This is a genomic window from Pseudomonas sp. D1HM (assembly GCF_019266105.1).
Classification (GTDB): Bacteria; Pseudomonadota; Gammaproteobacteria; order Pseudomonadales; family Pseudomonadaceae; genus Aquipseudomonas; species Aquipseudomonas taetrolens.
In genome coordinates this window covers 394704-419336 of sequence record NZ_LRMN01000006.1, presented here as the reverse complement: position 1 = coordinate 419336, position 24633 = coordinate 394704, and the positions used below count along the sequence as shown (strand labels likewise).

Sequence of the window (24633 nt, the reverse complement as noted above, 5' to 3'; positions counted from 1 at the left end):
AGCCTCACTCGCCTTGAATTCGCACAGCCAGGTTTTTGGTGCGCACATAGCTGTACAGCGCTTCCTGACCCTTTTCACGGCCATAACCAGACAGGCCGACTCCCCCAAACGGTGTCTCGATCCCACCGGCGAACCACTCGTTGACGAAGACCTGGCCGGCCCGCAGTCGACGGGCACAGCGCAGGGCGCGGTTCAAATCCTGAGTGAAGACACCCGCTACCAGGCCGAAGTCGGTCCCATTGGCCAGGCCAATGGCCTGTTCTTCCGTGTCGAAAGGCAAAATGGCCAGCACCGGGCCAAATACTTCCTGGCTGGCAATTTCCATCTCCGGGGTCACATCACAGAAAACTGTCGGCTGCATGTAATTGCCGCTCAGGCCGCTGACGGCATCGCCACCTGCGACTACGCGCGCACCTTGTTCCTGGGCTCGTCGACACATCGCCTGGATACCGTGCAATTGGCCGGCAGATATCACCGGGGTCAACTCGGCGTTCTCTGCCCCGGGGCCGATGTGCAGGCTGTTCGCCAAGCTGGCCACCTGTTCGACTACTTCGTCGTAGATCGAGCGCTCCACCAGCAGCCTCGACAGCGCCGAACACACTTGCCCGGCATTGAAAAAGATGCCGCTGCGCACGCTGGACAGCAGTTGCTCCCGGTCGGCATCAGCGAAGACCAGTGCCGCGGATTTGCCACCAAGCTCCATCACGCTGGGCACCGCATTTTCGGCGGCAGCGCGCAAGATGCTTTGCCCGGTTGGCACAGAGCCGGTGAAAACGATCTGATCAACGTGTTTATGGCCCGCCAGATAGGCGCCGACCTCACGCCCGCGGCCGCACAGCAAATTGACCGCGCCGGTTGGCAGTCCAGCGCGCTCGATGGCCTGCATCAGTATGCATAGACCCAGCGGCGACAACTCCGGGGACTTGATTACGACGGCGTTGCCGGCAGCGAGTGCCGGGGCCAGGGAGCGGGCGCAGATGGAGACCGGGAAGTTCCAGGGCACTATCTGCAGGGACACGCCCATGGGTTCATACAGCGTGAAGTCCATGTAACCGTTGCCCAACGGCACGGAAATGCCTTCAATTTTGTCCGCCATGCCGGCGTAGTACTCGAAATACCTCGCCGCTTCGATGAACTCGTCTCGGGCATCGTTGAAGGTCTTACCGTTCTCCGCGCAGAGCAGGTGGGCGCCGTCATCGACAACCAGGCGGATCTGTCGTGCTATTTCCAGCAGCCAGGTCACGCGCCGGGCCGGGCGTACAGCGATCAATTCGCCGCTGTCCGCACAGCGTCGTGCGGCTTGCAGGGCGCACTCGGCATCGGCAATGCTGGCCTGTGCGATGGTCGCCACCGGTTGATTGCTGGCCGGGTTGAGGATGGTCAGGTGTTGATCACTGTCGACCCATTGACCATTTATATGGTTTCGCCAATGAACAAGGCTCATACGGCTTCTCCGCCGTGGGCCTGATCGACACTGTCGAGCAACTCCCGGGCTGCCCACTTGTGGAAGTAGTGCGTCGGCAAGTCCATTTCCGGAGAAAAAGCGCCGCCTCTGTAGCCTGGTGAGCTGCGGCCTTTTTGCATGCCTTCCACCGAGGCAATGTCCTCGGCAAATACCACGCGCCAGGACTCCATGACAGCCTTGCGAGCGGCATCGTAGAGCGGGTCGAGGGCTTCGTCACCGACATAGAACAAACGCAGGTGCTCAATGGTTTTCCCGGGTGCGACCGGCTCCAGCATCATGGCGAAGGCATGATCGGCCTGTATCCCCAGCAACACGTTGGGGAAGAACGACACATATTCAGCGGTGCGCATGCGGTCAGCCGGCCAGGACGGGAATGTCGGCAGGTGGGTGCCGGCAACGTCAGACAGGTTGTAGGCGTAACTGCCTTGCCCGGCGAATTGGTCAAAAAGAATGTTGTAGTGGTCTTCCAGCTTGGAATAACTGTTCAGGCTTGGGTGAATCCAGGGCAGGTGATAAGCCTCGCAGTAGTTCTCGACCGCCAGCTTCCAGTTGCAGTTGACCTCAATGGCCATTGCACCGCTGTTGGATTCACGACGCAGTAATGACATGCCGTCATGTCCCAGGAATTGCGTCCAGCGCTGGGTTAACGGAGCCAGAGCCTCTTCCAGTGCAGGGGCATCACCCGACAAGTTGATGAACACCATGTCCATCCAGATGGCACTGCGCAGTGGTTTCAAACCGTGCTTTTCGCAGGCGAAGCGCTCGTCCTTGTGCTGGTTGATACCCCCGACATGGGGCGTGCCGCGCAGCGCACCGTTCAGGTCGTAAGTCCAGGAATGGTAAGGGCAACGGATCATGCCCTGAACGGTGCCGGCTTCCTGCACCAACTTGACCCCGCGATGGCTGCACACGTTATGGAACACCTGCACCTGGCCTTCACGGTTGCGCATGATCAACAGCGGCAGCCCCATGAAGTCCACCGGTTTGACGTAGGCATTGGTGGGCAGGTCGGAGGCAAAACCAATGCACGCCCAGTTGCGGCCCATGATCTGGTCGCGGTCCAGCTCGAAGTAGGGCTGCTCGGTGTAAAAATCATTGGTCAGGCCATGGGCTTGCTCGATAGGAGCCAGCACGGTTTCCAGAATGTGTACGGGGATAAGGTTGGCGATGCCCATTATTGTTGTCTCCAGATCGCACGGTTGGTCGGCCTTGTTGGCTTTTGGCTGGAGTGATTCTTCAGGGTGGGGATGAGGCGGGACAAACCATATTTCGACGTCGATTGATGAGAAAAAGTCATTCATGAGGTGCATCGCCATCGGCAGGCAATTCCCCGGCATTTACGGGGAGGGCTCATTCCTTTAACTCATTAATTCATGAGATTAAATGGTTTGTTGCGAACAGGGCGCTCACTCATTGTGAGCCGCGCAATCACTGCATTGCATAACAAAAAATCCCGTATAGCGCTGTACTACAACAACAAGGGAGATAGCCGATGCGTGCTAAAAGTGGCCTTTTCAAAGGCCTCAATCCAACCGTGACAGTGGTGTCGGTCGCCCTGGTCCTCGCTTTCGTCTTGCTCTGCGCCTTTAAGGGCGACCAGGCCACGTTGGTGTTCAAGACCGCTTCCGACGCCATCCTGCATAACTTCAAATGGTTTTATCTGGCCCTGGTGAGCGGCCTGTTGTGTGTGCTGCTGATGCTGGCATGGAGCCCTTACGGTGCGCTCAAGCTGGGCCGGGCACAGGACACACCTGAATTCAGTTTCGGTGCCTGGATCGCTATGTTGTTCAGTGCCGGCATGGGCATTGGCCTGATCTTCTGGTCGGTCGCCGAGCCGGTCCTGCACTATGCCAATAACCCGTTCGCACCGGGCCTGACTGACGAGGCAGCCACGGTCGCGATGCGGCTCACGCTGTTTCATTGGGGCCTGCATCCCTGGGCCATTTTCACCATGATCGGCGTCAGCCTGGCCTACTTCGCGTATTGCAAAGGCCTGCCGCTGGCCTTGCGTTCCATTCTCTATCCCCTGATCGGTAATCGTATCTACGGGCCTATCGGCCATGTGGTAGACATTCTTGGGGTGGCGATTACCGCCTTTGGCGTATCACAATCGCTGGGGCTGGGGGTGGTGCAGATCAATACCGGTCTAAATCAGGTGTTCCAGGTACCGGTCAGTATCGGTCTGCAGCTATCGATCATCGCCTTCGTCAGCCTTATTGCGGCGGTTTCGCTGGTGGCCGGGTTGTCCAAGGGCATGAAGCGGCTTTCGACACTGAACATGTGGCTGTCTTTTGGGCTGATGCTGGTGGTGCTGTGGTTGGGACCGACCCGTTACATACTCAATTTTTTCTTCGAAGCCACCGGTGATTATGTGCAGCACGTCGTTGGTCTGAGTTTCTGGACAGACACTCAGGGCGACAGTGAATGGCAAAATAGCTGGACGGCCTTTTACTGGCCCTGGTGGATGACTTGGGGCCCCTTCGTGGGCTTGTTCATTGCGCGCATTTCCCGCGGTCGAACCATTCGTGAACTGATCGTCGGAGCCCTTGCCGTGCCGACGCTGGTAACCATCTTGTGGATGTCGGTGTTTGGCGGGGCGGCACTCAAGGACGAGCAGCAGGCCCGTCACGCCCATGCACAACTGCCTGTCGCCGAACAGGTTGTGGCTGCACCGTTTGTGGGAGGGGCTGTGCTTCAGGCCACCCAGAAAGAAACCACGGCTGCCATGTTTACCTTGCTTCAGCGCCTGGATGGTCCCGCCATCGGTGGGGTATTGTGCCTCATTGTCTGTTTGCTGCTGGCCGTGCATTTTGTGACGGCCGCCGATGCCGGGACGCAGGTGCTGTGCATGCTCAACTCCGTGGGCAGCATCAATCCGCCCAACTGGATCCGGGTGCTTTGGTGCTTTCTGGAAGGCGCGATTGCCGCCGGTTTATTACTGGCGGGCGGACTGGTGGCGATCCAGATGGCAAGCATCATCATCGGCCTGCCTATTGCCTTCTTTCTGCTGGTGACCTGCTTCAGCCTGTTACGCAGTTTGCGTGCCGATACCCAGGCTACCGCCGAGGGTTGGATGATGCGCGCGACCGCCAATGACTCACTGAACCATCCCGAGGAAGCCGCCTCTGAAAGGATGGCAATGCTGAGGCCTCCCGGCGAACTCGCCTGATGACACAACCTCCGGCATTGGCCTTCCTTGGCTGATAGCCTTCACTCAGCGTCAATCGTCTCCGCCAGATGGGTTAACAACCATTGGCGAAAGCGGTTGACGCTTTGTCGATTGGCAGCCCGGCCTTGGGGTTCCAGCAGGCAGAACTGGGCATCCGTGCGCAAGTAAGTCCCGGTCGGACGCACCAGTTTGCCGGTCTGTAAGTGGTCGCTCAGCAGGTTTGACCAGGCCAGGGCGATCCCCTGACCTGCAAGGGCTGACTGGATCAGCATCGAATAGCTATTGATATTGATGCGTCGCCGGGGCTCCGGAGGGCGCTGGCCCAGCCGCTCGAACCACTCCCGCCAGCCAATCCAGTCCCGTTGCGGGTCCTCAAGCCATAGCCACGTGCATTCACCAAGGCGTTCCAACGCAGTGATGCCCGGGTTCTGCGCCAGGTATTGTGGACTGCATACCGGGAACATTTCTTCGCTGAATAGCGGCGTGACCTGCATGTTTTTGGGGGGCGAACTGCAGTAATAAAGCGCCAGATCACAATCCAGGCGGGAAAAGTCATTGACCTGGTCCGTGGCGATGATGCGCAGGTCAATCTCTTCATTCTGGCGCTGGAATTCTGAGACCAATGGCAGCAGCCACAGAGATGCCATGGCGGTACTGGTGACCACCGTGACCTGCTGGGCTCCACGCCAGTGGCGAACTCCGGCGGTGGCATGGGCCAGTTGCTGCAGCGTTTCACGCACGGTTTCACAATACTGATTGCCAGTGGCGGTCAGGTTGATTTCCCGAGTGGTTCGTACAAACAGAGCAGTGCCCAGATAGTCTTCAAGCACACGAATCTGGCGGCTGATTGCACCTTGAGTGACATTCAGTTCGCGCGCGGCCAGAGTGAAGCTCATATGACGGGCAGCGGCCTCGAATACCACCAGACTGTTAAGAGGCGGCAAGGGTTGCAGTTTCATCAGTTCATCACTTTTTATAATTTTTGTGTCGCGTGCGCAGAGTGTGCAGAAGGCCGTGAACAGTGGCTAGCCTTTTAAAGGAATCCTCATGCGAATTTTCTCTAGAGATATAAATATCTTTAATCCATTCACTGTTTGATATAGCCGCCCGAGTGTTTCGGGTATGGAATCAGCCCCTCAACCACCGCTGACTTTCCAGTGTTTGATGTCATCGCCGAAGACCACTTGCTTCACTTCGTGGGCAATGCCGTAGACCAGTGAGTCCTGGGCGGCTATGACTTTTTCTTCGGCTGACAGGCATTTGAATATATCCAGTCGGGTCGCGGCATTAGCGGTCTCGATCTCGTAGATTTTGACATAGCGCGCCAGGTCGTTGTCCAGGCTCGACAGGTACTCGCGCAGACGCTGATGGTCTACAGAGCTTTGATTGAAATACCAGTTCATGGGATGGATAAGAAAGCGCGAGTGAGGCGTTGTGATCCTCTGTTGAGCCGCGAGAAACATGATGATGCCCATGGACTCGATATTCCCCGCGTTAATCGCGCAAATCGGCACCGGTAACGATTTGATAAAGGTGTACAGGGTAAAGCCGAAGTTGGTGCTGCCGCCTGTGGTAGAGAGGTTCAGCAGCAGCGAGCTGGCGCCTTGCTCCAGAGCTTCAAGGCAGCTGTCACGGAAGCGTTCAGTGGTGCCCTGATCGATCTGGCAATGAAAGTGCACGATGTGCTCGGACATTGAACCACCTCCTGTCGAGGACAAGGGCCGAAGCCCTTGCCCTGTGGCTCAACAATCAGCTGCGGCCTGCGCCGCCGGGTTGTCCGCCTTTTTTGCCCTGAGAGGGCGTTTTGTTCCGGTCATTATTTGCGCCTGAGGCATGACCGCCCTTTTTCCCGGCTTCAGATGCTTTCTCTCGATCGTTCGCAAAATTCCCGGGGTTAGAACGTCCGGTGTTAGCCATGATTCGATACCTCTTGGTTAATTGAATTTTGCTCGCCATAGAAGCAAGCATTAATTAGGAGTTGAGTGGGTTTTTGGAAGTTTTATAAAGTTCGATCCCGTGCGATAAGCGGTCAAATGCTGTGGGCTGATAAGGTTTTTTCAAACTTTTCCATCTAAGCAAACGGTGGAAAATCAGCGGAAATAGCTAATGCGGGTTATCGATTCAGCTCCCGGCGGAGATTGTTCACCGGGTGAAACATTCAAGGCCTCGACACAACACTATTCATCAACGGTGAATGTTAGCCAGCCAGGGCCGTCTGTCGGTCTTTGGTGCTCGACAATCACGCCGCCAGTTGAAGAGCCGTCGGGCAGGAGCACCGTTACATAATTGGGGTTTGCGGGCCAGTCGAGGGGTTGGCTGAAGCGCATGTGGGCGGTTGTCGGCCCCAGGGTCAGCTGGATATCGACCGCCTCGTTAAGGCATTCATCAGAATGAACCCCTAAACGACGTGAAGCGATAATGATGTTTGCAGGTCCGTGATGGTCATAAGACATGGCTTTTACCTTTAGCAAGGGATGCCGCACTGCTTCCGGTCGATGGATTTCAACCGGTGATGTCTGATCAGCCTGCGCTGTGCAGACCGGTGCAAGCGTCAGGGTCACAATGTCTATCCCGTGATCATGGGCTCCAGTTCCATTGTCCACCCCCTTTGAGGCAGTCGAGCCTGGCTTGCTTGAAGTCTTGTGCCGCATAGAAAAAGGTCACTATCCGGGCCTTCTCGGGTAACAGGAGGGCTTCCCGATCAGGGTCCAGAGAGGTCGCATGAGGGTTGGCCAGGGCCTCTTGAGTCAATGTGGCCTGGCAAGTGGCGACATAACCGTTGGCGCACCGCAACACTCTGTTTTTTATCGTGGTCAGCATTTCCTTGTTTTCATTACTGCATGACCAACTGATGGCATCCGCGGGCATGCCTTTATAGTGATAACAGGTGTGTTGTTCGACCAGAGGAACCTCTTCGCTCTGCGAGCGGGTGATGACATTGCAGGCATCGGCCAGAAGAACTGGAGAGCTGAAACTGAGCAGCATGAATATAAACATTCGCGAAATCATGAGCGGTAGCCCCGAATCGGATGACTTATAACGTCTGGACTCCCGAGAGGTGCCTGACATTGCATCAACCCGACCACCGGCAATACAGCCATTGCCAGTCCAGAACCGAACGTACGTGTGAGCGCGTCTTGCTGCACACCTGTTTACTCATTATGGCGGCGCGAAATGCGTTGAACTCCCGGTCATACACAGTGTTCCCACCTATATATGTGCAGCTGCAGCGCACAGGCGAGTGCGTCACTGACGCATGACGCCAGAAGGCTAACCACCCACGGGAGATCAACATGCCTCGGGCGATTTGGAAAGGTGCCATCAGTTTTGGACTGGTACATATCCCGGTGTCATTGAACGCTGCTGTCACCCAGGAACGGCTGGATTTCGACTGGCTGGACAAACGCAGCATGGAACCGGTGGGCTACAAGCGCATCAACAAAGTCAGCGGCAAAGACATCAGCACGGAGTTTGTCGTCAAAGGCATCGAATACGAAAAGGGCCGGTACGTGATCATCAGCGAAGATGAGATCCATAAGGCCCGGCCAGAGACCACCCAGACCATCGACATTTTTTCCTTTGTCGCTGCCGAGGAAATTCCCCAGCAGCATTTTGATACGCCTTACTACCTCAGCCCCGATCGGCGGGGTGGCAAGGTCTATGCGCTGCTGCGCGAGGCGTTGAAGAGCACCGGCAAGGTGGCTTTGGCGCGGGTCGTGTTGCATACCCGCCAGCACTTGGCGCTGTTACGGCCCATCGAAGATGCACTGATGATCATCACGCTGCGCTGGCCTCAGGGGGTACGTAGCCCGGATGTGCTGGAGCTGGACAGCAGCGTGACCAAGCCCCGGTTCGAGAAGCAGGAACTGCAAATGGCCAAACGGCTTGTAGACGACATGAGCGGGCATTGGGAGCCGGAGCAATACCACGACGAATTCAAGGACACGATCTTGTCGCTTGTGGAGGAAAAGGCCAGCAAAGGCAAGATTGCCCAAGTGAAATCGACAGAGACCTCTGCTGAACAGAGAGACACCAACATTCTCGATCTGACTGAACTCCTGAAACGTAGCCTGGGCGGCAGCAAGGCGACCTCGCCGGGCAAAGGCTCGCACAGAAAGACATCATGATGGAGCACGGCAATGGCCAAACCTCTATTGGAGTACCGGAACAAACGTGACTTCGACGCCTCTCCCGAACCTTCGGGCAGGGCTGCGCGCGGCGGCCAGGACAATGCGTTGCAATTCTGTATCCAGAAACATGATGCCAGCCATTTGCATTACGACTTTCGCCTTGAGCTCGACGGCACCCTGAAAAGCTGGGCCATCCCCAAGGGGCCTTCTCTGGACCCCAAGGTTCGTCGTCTGGCGGTGCACGTTGAAGATCACCCCCTGGATTACGCCACGTTTGAAGGGCATATCCCTGAAGGCCATTACGGAGCCGGGGATGTGATTGTCTGGGATCGGGGTATCTGGTGGGCCGACGGTGATCCGCATGAAGGCTATGCCAAGGGCAAGCTGCGATTCCGTCTCCAGGGAGAGAAGCTGTCAGGCGGGTGGCATCTGTTTCGCACTCGCCTTGCCGGGAAAAAGGAGCAGTGGTTGCTGGTCAAGTCAGACGACGATGAGGCCCGTGCAGCGGCGGATTACGATGTCCTGGAAGCACAACCTGACAGTGTGCTCAGTGATCGCACCCTGACGGTGAAAAAACCGAATGCGAAGGCCAGTGGACAGCCAGTTAAAAAAAAGGCGCGTACGGCCCGGTCAAAAGCAGCGTTGCCCGACTCACTCAGGCCCCAACTGGCAACCCTGGTCGACTCGCCTCCAGAAGGTGATTGGTGCTACGAAATCAAGTTTGACGGTTATCGGATACTGGCCCGCATCGACCGCGATGAGGTGCGGCTGTATACCCGCAACGGGCTGGACTGGACCGCAAAAATGCCTCGGCAGGCCCGCGCCATCAAGGGGCTTGGATTAGAGTCGGGGTGGCTGGACGGGGAAATGGTGCTGATCGACAAAGACGGGGTCGCGGACTTCCAGGCGTTGCAGAACGCCTTCGAGACGGACCGTGACGAACACCTCATTTATTACCTGTTCGATGCTCCCTTTCTGAACGGTACAGACTTGCGTGATTCGCCCCTGCAGATGCGTCGAGCAGCCTTGCAAGCTTTGCTCCGCGACAACCCGGCCCCCGAGCTCCGGTTTTCCGAAGCCTTCGACGAACCTGTTGAGTCGCTGTTCGACAGTGCCTGTCGCATGAAACTCGAAGGCCTGATCGGCAAGCGTGCGGACAGTGTCTATGTCAGTCGCCGAAGCAACAGCTGGATCAAGCTCAAGTGCCAGCAGCGCCAGGAGTTTGCCATCGTCGGTTATACCGATCCCAAGGGCAGCCGCAGTGCCCTGGGAGCACTGTTGCTGGCGCTGCACGACAAGGACAGTGGCGCATTGCGTTATGCGGGCAAGGTGGGCAGCGGTTTCAGCAGCACAACGTTGCGTACGATTCACACCAGGTTAGAACCGTTGACGGTGGCCAGCCCGCAGATGACCCATGCGCCGACAGGAACAGCGGCATCTGGCGCCCACTGGGTCAAACCGCAGTTGCTCGCAGAGGTGTCCTACGCCCGGATGACCCGGGATGGAAAGGTGCGCCATGCGGTATTTCACGGCGTGCGCGATGACAAGCCCGCCAACACTGTCGAACTCGAGCAGGCAGCGCAAGCCTATGCCCCCGGGCCTGAGGCCGGTAAGCGCTGGCACCTCACTCACCCGGACCGGGTCATCGACCCCGGGAGCGGTGCCACAAAGCGCCAGGTGGCCGAATACTATGCACACGTGGCGACATGGCTAGTGCCCTGTCTCAGGCAGCGCCCGGTGGCTTTGGTGCGTGCGCCACAGGGGCTGGGCGGTGAGCTGTTTTTCCAGAAGCATGCCGCACACCTCGATATCCCGGGCCTGCAACAGTACACAAAAGCCGAGGCAGGGCAGGCGGCTATGGTCATCAATCACCTACACACCCTGCTCGGAGCCGTGCAGATGAATGCACTGGAACTGCATACCTGGAACGCGACCGCCAAGGACTTCGACAAGCCGGACCGAATGGTGCTCGATCTTGACCCCGACCCGGCTTTACCGTGGAAATCCATGGTCGAAGCCACCCGGTTGACCTTGGTCCTGCTGGATGAACTGGGCTTGAAGTCCTTTATCAAGACCAGCGGCAGCAAAGGCATGCACATCGTGGTGCCACTGACCCGTCGCGCTGGCTGGGAAGAGGTCAAGGCATTCAGTCACGCCATCTCCCAGCATTTGGCGCGATTGTTTCCCCAGCGACTGTCTGCCGTATCTGGCCCAAAGAACCGTGTGGGCAAAATCTTCATCGATTATTTGCGCAACAGCAAAGGCGCCACAACCGTCAGTCCGTATTCGCTGCGTGCTCGCGAGGGGTTACCCGTATCAGTACCGATCTACCGCGAAGAACTGGGAGACATCAAAGGTTCTGGCCAATGGACCTTGTTCACTCTGGATCAGCGTCTGGCTGAAAACAATGATCCCTGGGCCGATTACGCAAGCACCCGGCAGTCCATTACTGCCGCGATGCGCAAGCAGTTGGGCTTGACCAGATGACAGCGCGAGGAGGGTGATCGGCCAACGATGGCCTTGCGGTGGCGCAAGACCACCTGCTCGGATCAGCGTGTGCTGCGACGGCCAGGCCGGGGGCAAACGGATTTCGCATTGACCCCGGCTTTTTGGAAAGAGCCGGAGGATTAGCGTGCGTGCTGGCTCTGAAGTTTTTTGGCCATGTCCAGGTGCATTTCCAGCGTAGGTAGCGTCTTCTCGGCGAAGACCTTGAGCGGTGTATCAACGGTTGCAGCGGCCTTTTCCTTGAACAAGAGCAGGGCTTTTTCGTGAGCTTTGACCTGCTTGTCCGCATAGGTTTTATCGAAGAGCTCCGGGCGTACGTCCAGAGCCATTTTTTTGGCCTCGGCATTGGCCTGGGCCGTCAATGTGGCGACATCGGGTAGATCGATCTCGAGTTTCTTGGCCAGCCCCATCAGGTCCTGATTGGCCCGGGTGTGGTCGTCGATCATGTGCTGGGCAAAGGCTTTGACGTCCGCAGCGCTGCTTTTTTCCAGTGCCACTTTGCTGCTTTCGATTTCTGCGATACCGCCTTGCGCCGCTTTTTCGACAAAGTCATTGGGGGAGCCAGCCATCACTGCAGACACGGAACCTGCCGTCAGCAACACCATCAACCCTATCTGAGCCATGCGTGTGGTGATCATTTCGTTCTCCTCGATTCCAGACGACGAAGGCGTCGTTTAACGGTTGAGCCGAGGCGAAGCGAATGGTTTGTTTTTTTTCATTGAATTTTCAACATTGAACCCTTCGGCAATGCCTTGCAGACATCTCGAGGTTTTATCCTTGCGCACTTAGAAGGTGAGAGGACTGTCTGGAGATGACCATTTCCTCCAGTATTTCCCGGATCAGCTTATTCATCCCGCACGTACCGGGATATCGGGCCCGGTCAATGTTTGCAATGGTGAACTGATTGAATCCCGGTGCCAGAATCTGGATCGACAAGCTGGCATCAGGATTGATACTGCACGTGACGATGCAATGGGGTAACCGCTGCGAGAGAGCGGTCTCGATTTCACGCTTGCTTAGGGTATCCATGGAGTCGCCTAAGAGTGGGTGGCAAAAAAGATGGATTTATAAGATGTAATGACTACAACAGGGCCGGGTAATAACCGTTTCGCGGGTCAGTGAGCCGCTGTTGTGTGGCCGTCATTACACTTGTCCTATACGAGAATAGCGCCTTTCTCGGATCCATCAGCCTGTGTGCCCTGCCATCCGTCCAGTTGCCCGGCTCAGGCTGCGTCCGTGCTGCCGGGAGATTAACCCGAGCGCCAGAGGACTCTGGCGCTCGGCGGTTTTAACGGCTGCGGCCAGTACTTGAATCAGTGAACCGATCAGCTTGCAGCCTCATGCCCTGTTCACAATGACAGCCTGGGTCGGGGCAAGGCTGGCCCTGGAAGTGCAAGTCTGCACACGCTTCGCTGCAATAGGACTTGCCGTTTCGCTGATGAGCCTGATCGGCAGGGCAAGTACACGAGCAATCAGGGCACGCACAGGGTAGGTCAGCATTGGGGTTCGACATGGTGCCTCCGGAAATCAAGTCTGCGGGTGGATAAAAACATCTATCGCATAACGTGTTTGAAAGGCGTGTACCGAGGAAGTTGTGTTTAAAACCGTTGTGCTGACCAATGGCGTGCACCTGCGCCGCTGTCCTGGTTTGAATGCTCGCAATGATCGGCAAGGATTCACCGTTGGATGGCGATTAACCATCTATCGGCTCGGGGCCGAAAAAAGGAACCCGGGCGACTTTGAAACTGCCTCTGATTTAGAGGGCGTCTGGTTAACCGGAATAAACGCCAGGTGGCACAAGGATGTCACCGGCAAACCCCAGGGTTTATCAACGTCGATGATGTGTTTTGTGCTTTCGGAACATGCTCAAGCGGCTCTTGTGCATGGCAACAGCCATTCCATCACTGCGGGATGTACGGCGTAAGAGATCAGGTCTGATGAAGAACGAGAGTGAAGACCCGGAGTTTTGTAATCGTGAATTTCCTGTCCGTGAAGACATGGCCTATCAATTAAGGATGTGGCGCTTTGAGCGGTATGGTTGGTACCTCCTGGTTATGCTCGTGGTGTTGTCACTGGCGGGTTTGTTCTCCCGGGGGCCACTCAGCTCAAGTGATGTGCGCAGTAACAATGGCAACGTCCGGGTGGAACACGAGATGTTCAACCGAAACGGCTCGTCCAATGCAATGAGGATCAGTCTTGCAGGCTCCCCTGAATCCACGATCGAACTGGAAGTGGCAGGTGAACTGTGGGACGGCTTTATTATTGAGACGCTGCACCCTCAGCCCTTGCGTTCCAGGAGTTCAGCGCAGGGCATGCGGCTGTTGGTACAGCTCGACCGGCAGGGTCAGGCGGTTCTTCTTCTCACGTTGCGGGCCGAGGGATGGGGTCTGTTTCGCAGCCGTATCGCATCAGCTGGATCAGGCAGCGTCGATATCAACCAGTTTATTTTTCCTTAGGTGATCTATGGACTCCGTACTGCGTGCCTTAGCGATGTACCTGGCTCTCATGGTGCTGTTCAAGATTGCCGGCCGACGATCCCTGGCGGAGGTCACGACATTCGATTTTGTTTTCTTGATGATGATCAGTGAGGCGACTCAACAGGCGTTGCTGGGTGACGATTTTTCGGTGACCAACTCGATGGTGGTCATCGCCACTTTGATCACCCTGGATGTCGGTTTGTCATTGCTCAAACAGCGCTCAGGAGTGGTATCCCGCCTCATTGACGGTGAGCCCACGATCATTGTCGAAGACGGAAAAATCCTCCGCCGCAGAGCTCAACGGGCTCGATTGGCCGAGGCGGATATCATGGAAGCAGCACGCTCAAGTCAGGGCATTGAAACGCTGGATGAGATCAAGTTCGCGATTCTTGAGCGCAACGGAAAGATTTCCGTAATACCACGCTGAGCAATGTAATTCGCTGTGACCCTAAGTCCTGCTGGATTGATTGAACGAATCCTTGGCTTTCGGTGGCTACTCCACCGCAGAAAATGGCGCTAGACTGGCTTTCTGGCTGAAACGATTCATCTGGTCGGCCAATCATAATTCCAAGAAAGGATCCGCCATGAAACTGCTTCCCGTCACCTGCGCCCTCGCAGCGTTGTCCCTTGGCTCTCACGCTTACGCTTGGGACTTTGTGTTGCTCGACAGCGACAAGCCCGCCAGTAACCTGCGTATCACCAGCGAGCAGTTGGGGCTCAAAGTCGACAAACCCTTTTCAGTCAGCATGCGCACCCTGCACGGCGGTCGTCAGGAAGGCGTGAGTCTGATCGATATCGATAACGGCACGATGAAACTGACGGTGGTGCCGACCCGTGGCATGAACGTACTCAGTGCCCAGGTCGGCAGTGCGCGGATGGGCTGGGATTCTCCGGTGAAGGAAGTGGTCAACCCGGCGTTCATCGAGCTGAACGGTCGCGGCGGCCTGGGCTGGCTCGAAGGCTTCAACGAACTGGTCACCCGGTGTGGTTATGAGTGGGTCGGCCATCCGGGCATGGACAATGGCGAGTTGCTGACCTTGCATGGTCGCGCGGCGAACATCCCGGCCAGCCGGGTGACCGTGCATATCGACGAAACTCCGCCGTATGCCATCCACGTGCGTGGCGAGCTGAAAGAGCAGGCATTCAAAAAAGTCGACTTCAGCGTGCAAACCGAGCTGGTCACCGAACCGGGTGCGGTGCACTTTGTGCTTAATGACACGCTGACCAACAACGGCGATTACCCGAAAGAATACCAGGCGCTGTACCACAGCAACTTCAGCACGCCGTTTCTGGAGGAGGGCGCCCGCTTTGCGGCACCGGTCAAACAAGTGTCGCCCTTCAACGACAAAGCCAGGGCTGACCTGGGCGACTGGCAGACTTACCGGGCACCGACACCGGACTACGACGAAACCGTGTACAACGTGGTGCCTTACGGCGACGCCAAAGGCAACACCTTGACCGTGCTGCACAACAAAGCCGCCAGCCTCGGCGTCGCGGTTGGCTTCAACGTGCAGCAATTGCCGGTGTTCTCACTGTGGAAAAACACCGATACACGAGGCCAGGGCTACGTCACCGGGCTTGAGCCAGGCACCAGCTTTTCCTACAACCGCCGCTACCAGAGACCGCTGAACCTGGTCCCGACCATTGGCCCTAAACAACAGCGCCAGTTCAGCATCAGCTACACCTTGCTGGCCGATGAACCGGCGGTGGGCAAAGCGTTGCAACAGGTCAAAGCGATCCAGGACGGACGTGCCACAGAAGTGCGGCAGACGCCGTTGGTGGACTTGACTAAAGAGTGATCAGTACCGGGAAGAGGGCGCGCCTAACCGTCAGGCGTGCGCAGTGATTGACTGGCCTGGCCCGACCTTTTCAGCGTGGGCCAGGCCAGGTATCAAGCATGGCGCGCATCAAAGCCTGTCGGGATTCCCCAAGAGCATTTGCCGATGCCGCTGGGACATGCGTTCTAGCGGTATTTATTCGCGCATGTCCCATCATGAACTTCCACGTGATCTTGCCTTGTCACGTATTCGCGAATTGTCGAGACACGCCTTACTGGACAAACAACCGACTCATTTCATGGGCGACCTCATGATCATGAAAGTCATTGGTGGGTAAGAAGCAATGATCCCTGAGACTGACAGCGGCGATAAGCTGATACCGGCATAAGTTTGCCGGTATCTCTTTTACTGCCGCATCAGGAGAATCCAGTCACCGCATGGGGTACATATGGGGCCTCAAGGTGTTTGACTTCCTCTTCGCTCAATACCAACTCCAGCGCAGCGATTGCGTCGTCGAGTTGGGTTGCCTTAGAAGCGCCAACGATAGGTGCTGAGACGCCACGCTTGGCTAACACCCATGCCAACGCAATTTGCGCCATAGGCACGCCTCGTCCCCCAGCAATCTGCTCAACAACGTCAATCACCCGGCCGTCTTCGACTTCAGTAGCTTGGTAAAACGACTGCCCTGAGACATCGGTCTTGGTGCGCTCGGTCTGCTGGCCGTATGGCCTGGTCAGCCTGCCGCGTGCCATTGGGCTCCATGGCATCAAACCCACACCCTGATCGAGGCAGAGAGGGATCATTTCCCGCTCCTCTTCTCGATACACCAGGTTCAGATAGTTCTGCATGGACACAAACTTGCTCCATCCGTTTGCCACGGCGACCTGCTGTGCTTTGGCGAACTGCCAGGCATACATGGATGAGGCGCCGATGTATCTCGCTTTGCCTGCTTTGACGATGTCATGCAGGGCTTCCATCGTTTCTTCGATAGGCGTGTCGTTGTCCCAACGATGAACCTGGTACAGATCGATGTAGTCGGTGTCCAAACGAGTCAGGCTCGCATCAACGGCGGCCATGATTGCTTTACGAGAGAGACCTTTCTCATTTGGCTTTGCTGAGCCTTCCCATTCCCTCATGTTTGCCGGGAAAAATATCTTCGTGGCGATCACGGTCTCTTCTCGACGCGTGAACTCCTTTAGGAGCTTGCCAACGATGATTTCCGACGTTCCAGCGGAGTAGCTGTTTGCTGTGTCAAAAAAGTTGATCCCTTGCTCCACTGCGTGCTTGATGATCGGTCGGCTTGCTTCCTCACCCAATGTCCAGGGATGCATGCCAGCATCAGGATCACCGAAGGTCATGCACCCAAGGCACAGTCTGGAAACATCAAGGCCCGTGCTACCAAGTTTCACGTACTTCATAAATCCTCCATCAAAACTTCGATTGGGTGGGTAGTTGCATTCGCAGTCCTCAACGCAAAAACCGAGCAAGCTCGGTTTCTATGTCATTGCGTGTTTAGTCTTTGAAATCGGTCGAGATAGATAACTCTTTCCATTCGAGCAACGCAGCTTCAACCAAACGATTCTTCTCGCCAACAATGGCTACCGTGTCACTACCCATCGCCAAACGCTGTGGAGGGTTAGGTGCATTGACCAGCGTCAACATGGCTTCTGCAAACTTCAATGGATCACCGGGCTGCGCGTGGTTAGCGCCCTCAGCAAACTGCCGCATTTTACCGACCGTCTCATCGTAGTCAGACAGCTCCAGCGCGGTCTTGATCAACGACTGCTCATCAAGAAAGTCGGTACGGAAGAAACCGGGCTCAACGACCGTCACTCGAATTCCCAGAGGTGCCAATTCCTGATGCAGTGCTTCGCTAATGCCTTCCACAGCAAACTTGGTGGAGCAGTACACACCCCAACCAATAAACGACTGATATCCGCCAACCGAGGAAATATTGATGATGTGCCCGCTACGTTGCCGACGCAGGTGCGGCAGAACAGCGCGCGTCACGTTGAGCACACCGAAGACGTTTGTGGCGAACAGGCGTTCCGTCTCTTTAGCACTGGTTTCTTCAACGGCGCCCAACACGCCAAAGCCGGCGTTGTTGACGATCACGTCGATCTGGCCAAATCGCTTGATACCTTCGGCAACAGCCTGATGTGCTTCTTCTTCGCTGGTTACATCCAGGCGTACAGCCAACAGATTCGGGTGATCTCCCATGCGACTGGTAATGTCTTGAGGCTTGCGAGCGGTAGCGATGACTGCATCACCAGCACGCAGAGCTTGTTCTGCGATGAGTGCGCCAAAGCCACGAGAAGCGCCTGTAATGAACCAAGTACGCATATCAACTCCTCCTGCCAGTAGCCCGTGCGGCATTGCCGGGTCTTACTGATAAGTTGACGCAACTGTAAATGTGCATTACTGATGTGTTAATACCATGAAATTTACTTGGCTCTGTGAAAATGGCTCACAAATGAAATCTCCATCTCCTGCCGATTTATCGATCTTTTTGAGCATCGCTCAGCATCTAAACCTGAGTAGAGCGGCGATAGATCTTGGCCTTACCCCCTCAGCCTTGAGCCATTCGCTGCGAGTACTGGAAAGTCGCCTCGGCGTGCGCTTATTCAATCGGACGACTCGTAGCGTCGCCCTTACGGAGGCGGGGGAGCGGCTGTACATTCGTTTGCGGCCTGCATTTCGAGATATCGATGATGCCCTTGAAGATCTCAATAGCTTTCGTGACAAGCCTTCTGGCAGTTTGCGCATCACCGCAGGACGCCAAGCTTGCGAATTGGTGCTGCTCCCAATTGTTAGCCCGTTTCTCCAGCAGTACCCGGATATCAGAGTAGAGATTGTCGAAAGTGATGCGTTTGTAGACGTAGTAGCTGGAGGGTTTGACGCTGGGGTGCGCTTCGGTAATCGCCTAGAAGCAGACATGATTTCTCTGGCTATTGGGCCCAACATGCAGTCAATTGTTGTGGGGGCACCTTCGCTTTTCGAACGCCATGCTGCGCCGCAAAAACCCGAAGATTTGCATCGTCTCCCCTGTATTCGCCATCGATTTCCCAGCGGCTCGATTTATCGCTGGGAATTCGAGCGGGGGGGAATCGCCCAAGAAATCGAAGTGAACGGTCCACTCACTCTGGGTGACGTCAGCCTTATGCTCGGACCAGCCATAGATGGGCTGGGGTTGGCTTATGTCTTCGAAGGCATGGTGACTGAATATCTAGCAGATGGGAGACTGAAACAGGTCTTAGCCGATTGGTGCCCATACTATCCAGGTTTGCACTTGTACTACCCTGGCCGGCGACATACTCCTGCTCAGCTAAAGGCATTTATTGAATTCACTCGCTCTAACCGCCAGATCAAAAATTTATAGCGTTATTATTTTTTCCAACGACCTCTGTAGTTGGCGTTCCTGGACGGAATTGTCAGGATTTCAGAGGCGCCAGAAGATCGCTTCAAATCTACAAATTGAGGTGATCGGATAGTGCTCGACGGCGGTTTGGGAGCAGCAGCGTATGACTTTTTCGAGAAGTGGCTGTTGGACTTCAGCCTGGGGGCATCCTTTTCAAACCATCCATAGCATGCCCTTAAATATGCCCCCAATGTAGCAATCCACTGGAAGTGAACGGAGCTCCATGGTTTGTGGAAAGGCAGAAATGATCAGCCGAACAGCCTGCCAGACAACGCCTAAAGACTGTAAGGATCGCCAAAAAACATTTTGACTGGGCTCTAAAACGGTAACAGTACGGTAAACACACCTTGGATCTTGAGCCAAAGGCATATAGCCAAGCAGCTTAAATGGACGAATGTAGTAATCTAATGGCCTGGTCTCTCCAGCAAGGATGCTCGCCAATTGGCGATTTCCTCGCGATTCGAGAACCCTGGAAGGATGTCTTCTACGATTTCTTCGCACTTGTTGACGGCGGATGAGCACCAGTTTCGTTTGAAAACTCTGGATTTAGTGAAAGTATGTTTGATCAATATCTGAAACGATGGGATCTGACCAACGACGGTGATGCTTTCGTCTCACTGAACGGCAATCTGCTGCCCGTTCGCCAGCGCGGCATACCAGCCATCCTCAAAATCTCACACGTAGCCGAGGAACAAGCAGGCAGCTTGCTCATGGCTTGGTGGGACGGCGAAGGTGCGGCACCCGTGTTAGCCCATGATGGCGAGGCCTTACTTATGGAGCGCGCACTGGGCTCGGCCTCGCTCATGCAGATGGTCAGTTGCGGCAGGGACGACGAGGCCACTCGTATCCTCTGTGGGGTAGCGGCCCACCTTCATACACCACGTGCCAAGCCGATCCCCGCCTTAGTTCCTCTGGCGCAATGGTTCGAGGCGTTATGGAGTGGAGCGGCGAGGCACGGCGGCATTCTTGAACACTGCGCAAAAACCGCACGCGAACTCCTGGCTGCTCCGCGCGATGTCACGGTACTGCATGGCGACATCCACCATGGCAATGTGCTTGATTTCGGCCCGTCCGGCTGGCTCGCTATCGACCCCAAGGGACTGTACGGTGAGCGTGGCTTTGATTATGCGAACATCTTCTGCAATCCCGACGGTGAAAGCGCTCTAGCTCCGGGGTGCTTCGCACGTCGAATCGAAGTCGTCGCAAATGCCTCCGGTATTGATCGCCGGAGACTGCTGCAATGGGTACTCGCGTGGACAGGATTGTCGGTAACCTGGATGCTCGAAGACGATGATGAACCCGGCAGTACCCTTGGGGTGGCGAAACTTGCGGCATCGGCTCTCGGCATCGGTAACTAGGCCTTTGTGCGGTATAGGTGATCAATAGTTGTAAGCGCTACCCATCAATTCCGCATAACTATGCGGGTGTCCATTTATGCGGCAGTAGCTGATCAATCTCACTCGCTCGCTGCGTCGGCAGGCGCGTGAGAACGTCCTTCAGGTAAGCATACGGCTCATGACCATTCAGCCGCGCAGACTGGATCAGGCTCATGATCGCGGCCGCCCGTTTGCCGCTGCGTAGCGAACCTGCGAAGAGCCAGTTCTTACGCCCCAGTGCCCACGGACGGATTTGGTTCTCGCACCAATTATTATCAATGGGAACAGCCCCGTCATCGAGGTAGAGCGACAGCGCTGCCCAGCGTTTCAGGCTGTAATCCAGGGCTCTGCTGATTGCCGAACCTTCGGGCACGAGATCGCGCTGCGCGTTCATCCAGGTATGCAGCGCATCCATCACCGGTACGGCTTTTTCTTGCCGTATTCGGCGCCGTAAATCCGGCCCAGGTCGCGGACTTCATTTTCGATTTCGTACAGCAACTGGATGTAACGCAGGGCCTGCTCGGCGAGCTGGCTCTTGTTAGTCGCGTGCAATTCGAAGAACTTGCGCCGGGCATGGGCCATGCAGCCGATCTCGGTCACGCCGAGTTCGAAGCTGGCCTTGTAACCGCCAAAATCGTCACAGACCAGCTTACCTTTCCAGTCTTGCAGGAACTTGCGAGCATGCTCACCGGCGCGGCTGGAGCTGAAGTCGTAAACCACCGCTGCCAAGTCCGAGAACTGGCTAGTGGCGTAGGCCCAAACATAGGAACGGTGAGTTTTCTTTGTTCCCGGCATGAGCATCTGCACCGGTGTTTCATCGGCGTGGAGGACTTGTTGCCCAAGCACTACGTCGCGCAGGGCATCGACCAGGGGCTGCAACTGCACGCCAGTCACGCCGACCCATTGAGCCAAAGTGGAGCGAGGAATCGCCAAGCCGACACGACCAAAAATCGATTCCTGACGGTATAGCGGCAGGTGGTCAGAAAACTTGGCGATCATGACGTGGGCCAGCAACCCGGCAGTCGGGATGCCTTTGTCGATGACCTGCGCAGGCAGCAGCACTATCGATTGGCCAGTTCACTTTGACGGTGCCGCGTGGGTGCAGAATCTCAACGCTGATATTCGATGAAGATACATGCGCTGTTGTTTGCATAGGCAATGTGATGAATGCAGGTTAAAGCGCCGTGCTTTTCTGCGCTTGCACCCGAATCCATTTGTGTACGAGGTTTGCGTTGAGGCTATGGCTGAGGGCGATGCTGGCAATCGAAGCGCCGGGCTGGGCACACTCTTGAATGACCTGAGCCTTGAAGGGTTTGGAATAAGAACGACGTTTTGGCTGCATGACATACCCGCTTTAAAGGCTAGAACTGGTGCCCACTTAAATTTAAGTGCACACCATGTCTTGGCGTTGCGGGGTTGGGTAGATGACTTGGCCGGATGCATACCTAAAACGGTAGTTACAGCCAGAAAAAATAGAATTTTGCCCCCATTTTTGCCCCCAATTGCACTGGGTGTGCGAGTGATCGCGAGTGGCGATTTATGACATGGATCTGGGTGGCCGTGGTTGGTATTCAATGCGCCTCCCGATACTGGATGAGAACCCGAATGTGGCAAATCCGTGGTCGTTCGGAAAAGGATATGGAATATGAGTGGATATCCCTAAGCGAACTTGTCGGGCCTGTTTCTCAGCCCCTATTCAGCGATAATCTTCAGTTATCCAAATATTGATGGATCACACGCGCAGACAGTGCGCGGCAGCGCTCACAAATAGTAGGAGAAACACCAGGCCCCCTAACGCAAATGAAAGACTGCTCATATGGGCAACGAAACCGATCACCGCCGGGCCTATCAAAATTCCTGCATAGCCCATGGAGATAACCGCCGGTATGGCGACTCTTTGGGGCATGCGGTCCTGTTTTCCGGTGGCGGTAAACAGCACGGGAACAATATTCGAGCATCCTGCGCCGAGCAATGCATATCCCAGTAACGAGGCGGGCCAGCCCTCGAATCCAAGCGATACGAGCATGCCGGTGGCAGCAATCATTCCGCCATAAGCCACCACGCGCACGCCGCCGAATCTGCGTACGAGGGCATCCCCTGTCAGCCGTCCCAGGGTCATCGCCGCCGCAAAACTGGCATAACCCAAGCCGGCCAAGGTGGGCTCCATGTTCCGACTGGACACGAGAAAGACAGCACCCCAGTCCAGTACTGCGCCTTCGGTTAAAAAAACGATGAAGCACAGCACGCCCAGTAAAAAGACAATGCCTTTTGGGGTTGCAAAGATCGGGCCGTCTTTTTCGGTTCCATAGGTCAATAAACTTGGAATCGCTTTATACAGGCACCCCATTACCACGATGACGACGCACAGCACTGAAAACACCGGTTCTAATCCCATGCTCAACAGTGCAGTCAACGCGCCGGCACCCAGAATGCCTCCGACGCTGTACAGGCCATGGAACCCCGACTGAAGTGCCTCGCCACTGTTTTTTTCCACAATGATGGACTGAATGTTCATCGCACAATCCAGCATGCCCATAGCGGCGCCAAACAGCACTACGGCCAATGCCAGGCCCGGCAGCCAACTGAGGCTGCTCAACAGTACAAGCAATACACATAAAGTCGCAGTGGAGCAGACAATGACTGGGCGGCAGCCGTAACGTGCGGTGAGGTGCCCGGCAAACGGCATGGCAACAATCGACCCCACGCCCAGGCCCAGCAGCAAAAGCCCCAACCCGCTTTCGTCCAACCCCGTGCGCGCCTTGGCAAGCGGCACTAAGGGCGCCCATGCCGACATGACAAGCCCTGCGATCAGGAAAGCAATACGGGTTGACGTGCGTTCGCCGTAATTGGCGTTGATCGCTAACGATGACGTAGTCATTTGAATCACCCAAACAGGCACACGAAGAAAGGCCTGGCAGCGACTGCGCTGAGGCCTGGAAGGAGGAAGGGGCAAGTTGCTAAGGCGTAAGCCTTTCAATGCACGACTGTATTGAAAGGCTTACCCATCAGGCATCGTTCTTATCCGACAGACTTCAAGGGGATAGGCCCCTTGATCCTTTCCATCATGGTGGCGCAATACCAATCATCGAATTGGCAGACACCGGTCTCGGCGGTTTCGGAATACGGGCCTGGCTCATAAGAAGGCGAGGTCACACCGCGCTGCGTGCCTTCTACCAGGGTGCGGTCCTGATTGTTGGTGGCAATCCATACTTTGGTCAGTCGATCAATCTCGTAGTCCACGCCTTCTACGGCAGTTTTGAGCACCAGCCATTTGGTGGTCACCAGGGTTTCCGTCGCGCTGATGGGGAGCACCCGGAAGCTCAGGGCGTGATCACCCAGGAAGTGGTTCCAGGTCGACGGATAATTGAAGTACAGCAGAGCGCCGATATCCGCTTCGCCGGTAGTATCGAGGCGGCTGGTGACTGCGGGCTTGCCGTCCATGGTGTAGCTCACCGCGCCCTTGGACAAGGGAATGCGGGTCATGCGGAACTGGCCTTTGATGTCCATCACCAAGCGGCTTGGCAAGCCGGCTTTTTCGCATTTGTTCCAGTAAGCGGCAAGCTCCGGATCGTCATCGCCGCTGGTGCCACCCACCGAAAGGTTGTCCACGAACGATTGCAGCAGCTCGGGGTGGGAACCGTCGCAGTGGTAGCATTCACGGTTGTTTTCAAAGACCAGTTTCCAATTGCCTTTCTCGACGATATTGGACTCAAAGGCCACTTTGCAGTCATCGAGATTATGCGGGGCGACGAAGGGCGTCACGGCGGCACGGAAACTCTCGAAATCCGGTGCTTTGCTCGCAACACATACATAAATAAAGGTGTTCACGATTTCGCAGTGGACGCTTTTGAGGTTGTATTCGGATTTGTCGAAATCCTGCCCCATGTTCCCGGCGAACAGCAGGTTGCCGTCCAGCTCGTAGGTCCACTTGTGATAAGGGCAAACCATCTTGGCGACTTTGCCATGGTCGGCTTCACAGATTTTTGCGCCGCGGTGGCGGCAAGCATTGTGAAACGCACGCACCTGGCCGTCCTTGCCACGCACTACGGCTACCGGATAGTCACCCACTTGCAACGTAAAGTATTGACCGGGCTTTTCCAGTTCAAACGTGTGCCCGGCGAAAATCCAGTCTTTGTGCCAAATCTGCTCCAGGTCTTGGCGATATACACCTTCGCTACTGTAAAGCGCCCCTGGGAGTGAGTGCCATGGTTTACGTTGGGCAATCAGTTCAAACACGGTTTCTTTATTATCCATCTTATCCTCCCAGGATAAATAACGTGAACACTCACCTTTAACGGTGACTTTTATAGTGTTC

The 24633-nt window shown here is 55.9% G+C and carries 24 protein-coding genes and 1 pseudogene; 9 read left to right on the top strand and 16 right to left on the bottom strand.

Annotated features, from left to right (window positions below; all coding sequences use genetic code 11):
• Positions 1-4: 4 nt before the first annotated feature.
• Both AWM69_RS09410 and AWM69_RS09405 read right to left on the bottom strand, forming a co-directional pair.
• Positions 5-1444, bottom strand: a complete 1440-nt coding sequence (locus AWM69_RS09410) for an aldehyde dehydrogenase family protein (RefSeq protein ID WP_131653962.1) — start codon at positions 1442-1444, stop codon at positions 5-7.
• Positions 1441-2640 carry an aromatic ring-hydroxylating dioxygenase subunit alpha gene (locus tag AWM69_RS09405; protein WP_218726386.1) on the bottom strand — a complete coding sequence of 400 codons (1200 nt, stop codon included), beginning with the start codon at positions 2638-2640 and terminating at the stop codon, positions 1441-1443. Before AWM69_RS09405 ends, AWM69_RS09410 begins: the two co-directional genes overlap by 4 nt.
• A 317-nt stretch (positions 2641-2957) precedes the next feature.
• On the opposite strand from AWM69_RS09405, the gene AWM69_RS09400 reads away from it, so the two are divergent.
• The gene (locus tag AWM69_RS09400) at positions 2958-4634 is read left to right on the top strand and encodes a BCCT family transporter (protein WP_218726385.1); all 1677 of its coding nucleotides are present in this window, start codon (positions 2958-2960) and stop codon (positions 4632-4634) included.
• Positions 4635-4675: 41 nt separating this feature from the next.
• Here the strand turns inward: AWM69_RS09400 and AWM69_RS09395 are convergent, their stop codons facing one another.
• The 5 genes from AWM69_RS09395 to AWM69_RS09375 all read right to left on the bottom strand — a co-directional run bounded on the left by AWM69_RS09395 (position 4676) and on the right by AWM69_RS09375 (position 7631).
• Complete coding sequence (locus AWM69_RS09395) at positions 4676-5593, bottom strand: LysR substrate-binding domain-containing protein (protein WP_048380107.1); 918 nt, start codon at positions 5591-5593, stop codon at positions 4676-4678.
• A gap of 177 nt (positions 5594-5770) precedes the next feature.
• On the bottom strand, positions 5771-6328 hold the full coding sequence (locus AWM69_RS09390; protein ID WP_048380105.1) for an ATP-dependent Clp protease proteolytic subunit: 558 nt from the start codon (positions 6326-6328) through the stop codon (positions 5771-5773).
• Between the two features lie 55 nt (positions 6329-6383).
• On the bottom strand, positions 6384-6551 hold the full coding sequence (locus AWM69_RS09385) for a KGG domain-containing protein (protein WP_074702923.1): 168 nt from the start codon (positions 6549-6551) through the stop codon (positions 6384-6386).
• A gap of 260 nt (positions 6552-6811) precedes the next feature.
• The gene (locus AWM69_RS09380; protein ID WP_306299226.1) at positions 6812-7195 is read right to left on the bottom strand and encodes a hypothetical protein; all 384 of its coding nucleotides are present in this window, start codon (positions 7193-7195) and stop codon (positions 6812-6814) included.
• A 16-nt stretch (positions 7196-7211) separates the two neighbouring features.
• A complete protein-coding gene (locus AWM69_RS09375) occupies positions 7212-7631 on the bottom strand; it encodes a hypothetical protein (RefSeq protein ID WP_256930253.1) in 420 nt (139 codons plus the stop codon).
• Between the two features lie 296 nt (positions 7632-7927).
• Here AWM69_RS09375 and AWM69_RS09370 point away from each other — a divergent pair, with 296 nt between their 5' ends.
• Both AWM69_RS09370 and ligD read left to right on the top strand, forming a co-directional pair.
• On the top strand, positions 7928-8761 hold the full coding sequence (locus AWM69_RS09370) for a Ku protein (RefSeq protein WP_218726383.1): 834 nt from the start codon (positions 7928-7930) through the stop codon (positions 8759-8761).
• Between the two features lie 12 nt (positions 8762-8773).
• Complete coding sequence (gene ligD, locus AWM69_RS09365) at positions 8774-11251, top strand: DNA ligase D (protein ID WP_218726382.1); 2478 nt, start codon at positions 8774-8776, stop codon at positions 11249-11251.
• A gap of 140 nt (positions 11252-11391) precedes the next feature.
• On the opposite strand, the gene AWM69_RS09360 is transcribed toward ligD, so the two are convergent.
• The 3 genes from AWM69_RS09360 to AWM69_RS09350 all read right to left on the bottom strand — a co-directional run bounded on the left by AWM69_RS09360 (position 11392) and on the right by AWM69_RS09350 (position 12782).
• Positions 11392-11907, bottom strand: a complete 516-nt coding sequence (locus AWM69_RS09360) for a DUF4142 domain-containing protein (protein ID WP_218726381.1) — start codon at positions 11905-11907, stop codon at positions 11392-11394.
• A gap of 133 nt (positions 11908-12040) precedes the next feature.
• The gene (locus AWM69_RS09355; protein ID WP_218726380.1) at positions 12041-12298 is read right to left on the bottom strand and encodes a hypothetical protein; all 258 of its coding nucleotides are present in this window, start codon (positions 12296-12298) and stop codon (positions 12041-12043) included.
• 259 nt (positions 12299-12557) lie between these two features.
• Positions 12558-12782 carry a metallothionein gene (locus AWM69_RS09350; RefSeq protein WP_218726379.1) on the bottom strand — a complete coding sequence of 75 codons (225 nt, stop codon included), beginning with the start codon at positions 12780-12782 and terminating at the stop codon, positions 12558-12560.
• An 81-nt stretch (positions 12783-12863) separates the two neighbouring features.
• Here AWM69_RS09350 and AWM69_RS09345 point away from each other — a divergent pair, with 81 nt between their 5' ends.
• From AWM69_RS09345 to AWM69_RS09330, 4 genes are all read left to right on the top strand, one after another.
• On the top strand, positions 12864-13193 hold the full coding sequence (locus tag AWM69_RS09345) for a hypothetical protein (protein WP_218726378.1): 330 nt from the start codon (positions 12864-12866) through the stop codon (positions 13191-13193).
• A 13-nt stretch (positions 13194-13206) separates the two neighbouring features.
• A complete protein-coding gene (locus tag AWM69_RS09340; protein ID WP_218726377.1) occupies positions 13207-13725 on the top strand; it encodes a hypothetical protein in 519 nt (172 codons plus the stop codon).
• A gap of 7 nt (positions 13726-13732) precedes the next feature.
• Positions 13733-14173, top strand: a complete 441-nt coding sequence (locus AWM69_RS09335; protein WP_218726376.1) for a DUF421 domain-containing protein — start codon at positions 13733-13735, stop codon at positions 14171-14173.
• A 157-nt stretch (positions 14174-14330) separates the two neighbouring features.
• Positions 14331-15545: an aldose 1-epimerase family protein gene (locus AWM69_RS09330; RefSeq protein WP_218726375.1), complete on the top strand. Its 1215-nt coding sequence runs from the start codon at positions 14331-14333 to the stop codon at positions 15543-15545.
• Between the two features lie 395 nt (positions 15546-15940).
• Here AWM69_RS09330 and AWM69_RS09325 read toward each other — a convergent pair whose 3' ends face one another.
• Positions 15941-16942: an aldo/keto reductase gene (locus AWM69_RS09325; RefSeq protein WP_218726374.1), complete on the bottom strand. Its 1002-nt coding sequence runs from the start codon at positions 16940-16942 to the stop codon at positions 15941-15943.
• A gap of 94 nt (positions 16943-17036) precedes the next feature.
• Positions 17037-17867 (bottom strand): oxidoreductase, encoded by an 831-nt coding sequence (locus tag AWM69_RS09320; RefSeq protein WP_218726373.1) that lies wholly within the window; start codon positions 17865-17867, stop codon positions 17037-17039.
• 130 nt (positions 17868-17997) lie between these two features.
• On the opposite strand from AWM69_RS09320, the gene AWM69_RS09315 reads away from it, so the two are divergent.
• Positions 17998-18903 (top strand): LysR family transcriptional regulator, encoded by a 906-nt coding sequence (locus tag AWM69_RS09315; RefSeq protein WP_218726588.1) that lies wholly within the window; start codon positions 17998-18000, stop codon positions 18901-18903.
• A gap of 596 nt (positions 18904-19499) precedes the next feature.
• Positions 19500-20300: an aminoglycoside phosphotransferase family protein gene (locus AWM69_RS09310; protein WP_218726372.1), complete on the top strand. Its 801-nt coding sequence runs from the start codon at positions 19500-19502 to the stop codon at positions 20298-20300.
• A 58-nt stretch (positions 20301-20358) separates the two neighbouring features.
• Here the strand turns inward: AWM69_RS09310 and AWM69_RS09305 are convergent.
• From AWM69_RS09305 to AWM69_RS09290, 4 genes and pseudogenes are all read right to left on the bottom strand, one after another.
• Positions 20359-21374, bottom strand: a pseudogene (locus AWM69_RS09305) (IS66 family transposase); the annotation flags it as partial.
• A gap of 118 nt (positions 21375-21492) precedes the next feature.
• Positions 21493-21660: a transposase gene (locus AWM69_RS09300; protein ID WP_218726371.1), complete on the bottom strand. Its 168-nt coding sequence runs from the start codon at positions 21658-21660 to the stop codon at positions 21493-21495.
• A 390-nt stretch (positions 21661-22050) separates the two neighbouring features.
• The gene (locus AWM69_RS09295) at positions 22051-23196 is read right to left on the bottom strand and encodes an MFS transporter (RefSeq protein WP_218726370.1); all 1146 of its coding nucleotides are present in this window, start codon (positions 23194-23196) and stop codon (positions 22051-22053) included.
• A 140-nt stretch (positions 23197-23336) separates the two neighbouring features.
• Entirely contained in the window at positions 23337-24572 is a 1236-nt protein-coding gene (locus AWM69_RS09290) for an aromatic ring-hydroxylating dioxygenase subunit alpha (RefSeq protein WP_218726369.1), read from the bottom strand.
• Positions 24573-24633: the final 61 nt, after the last annotated feature.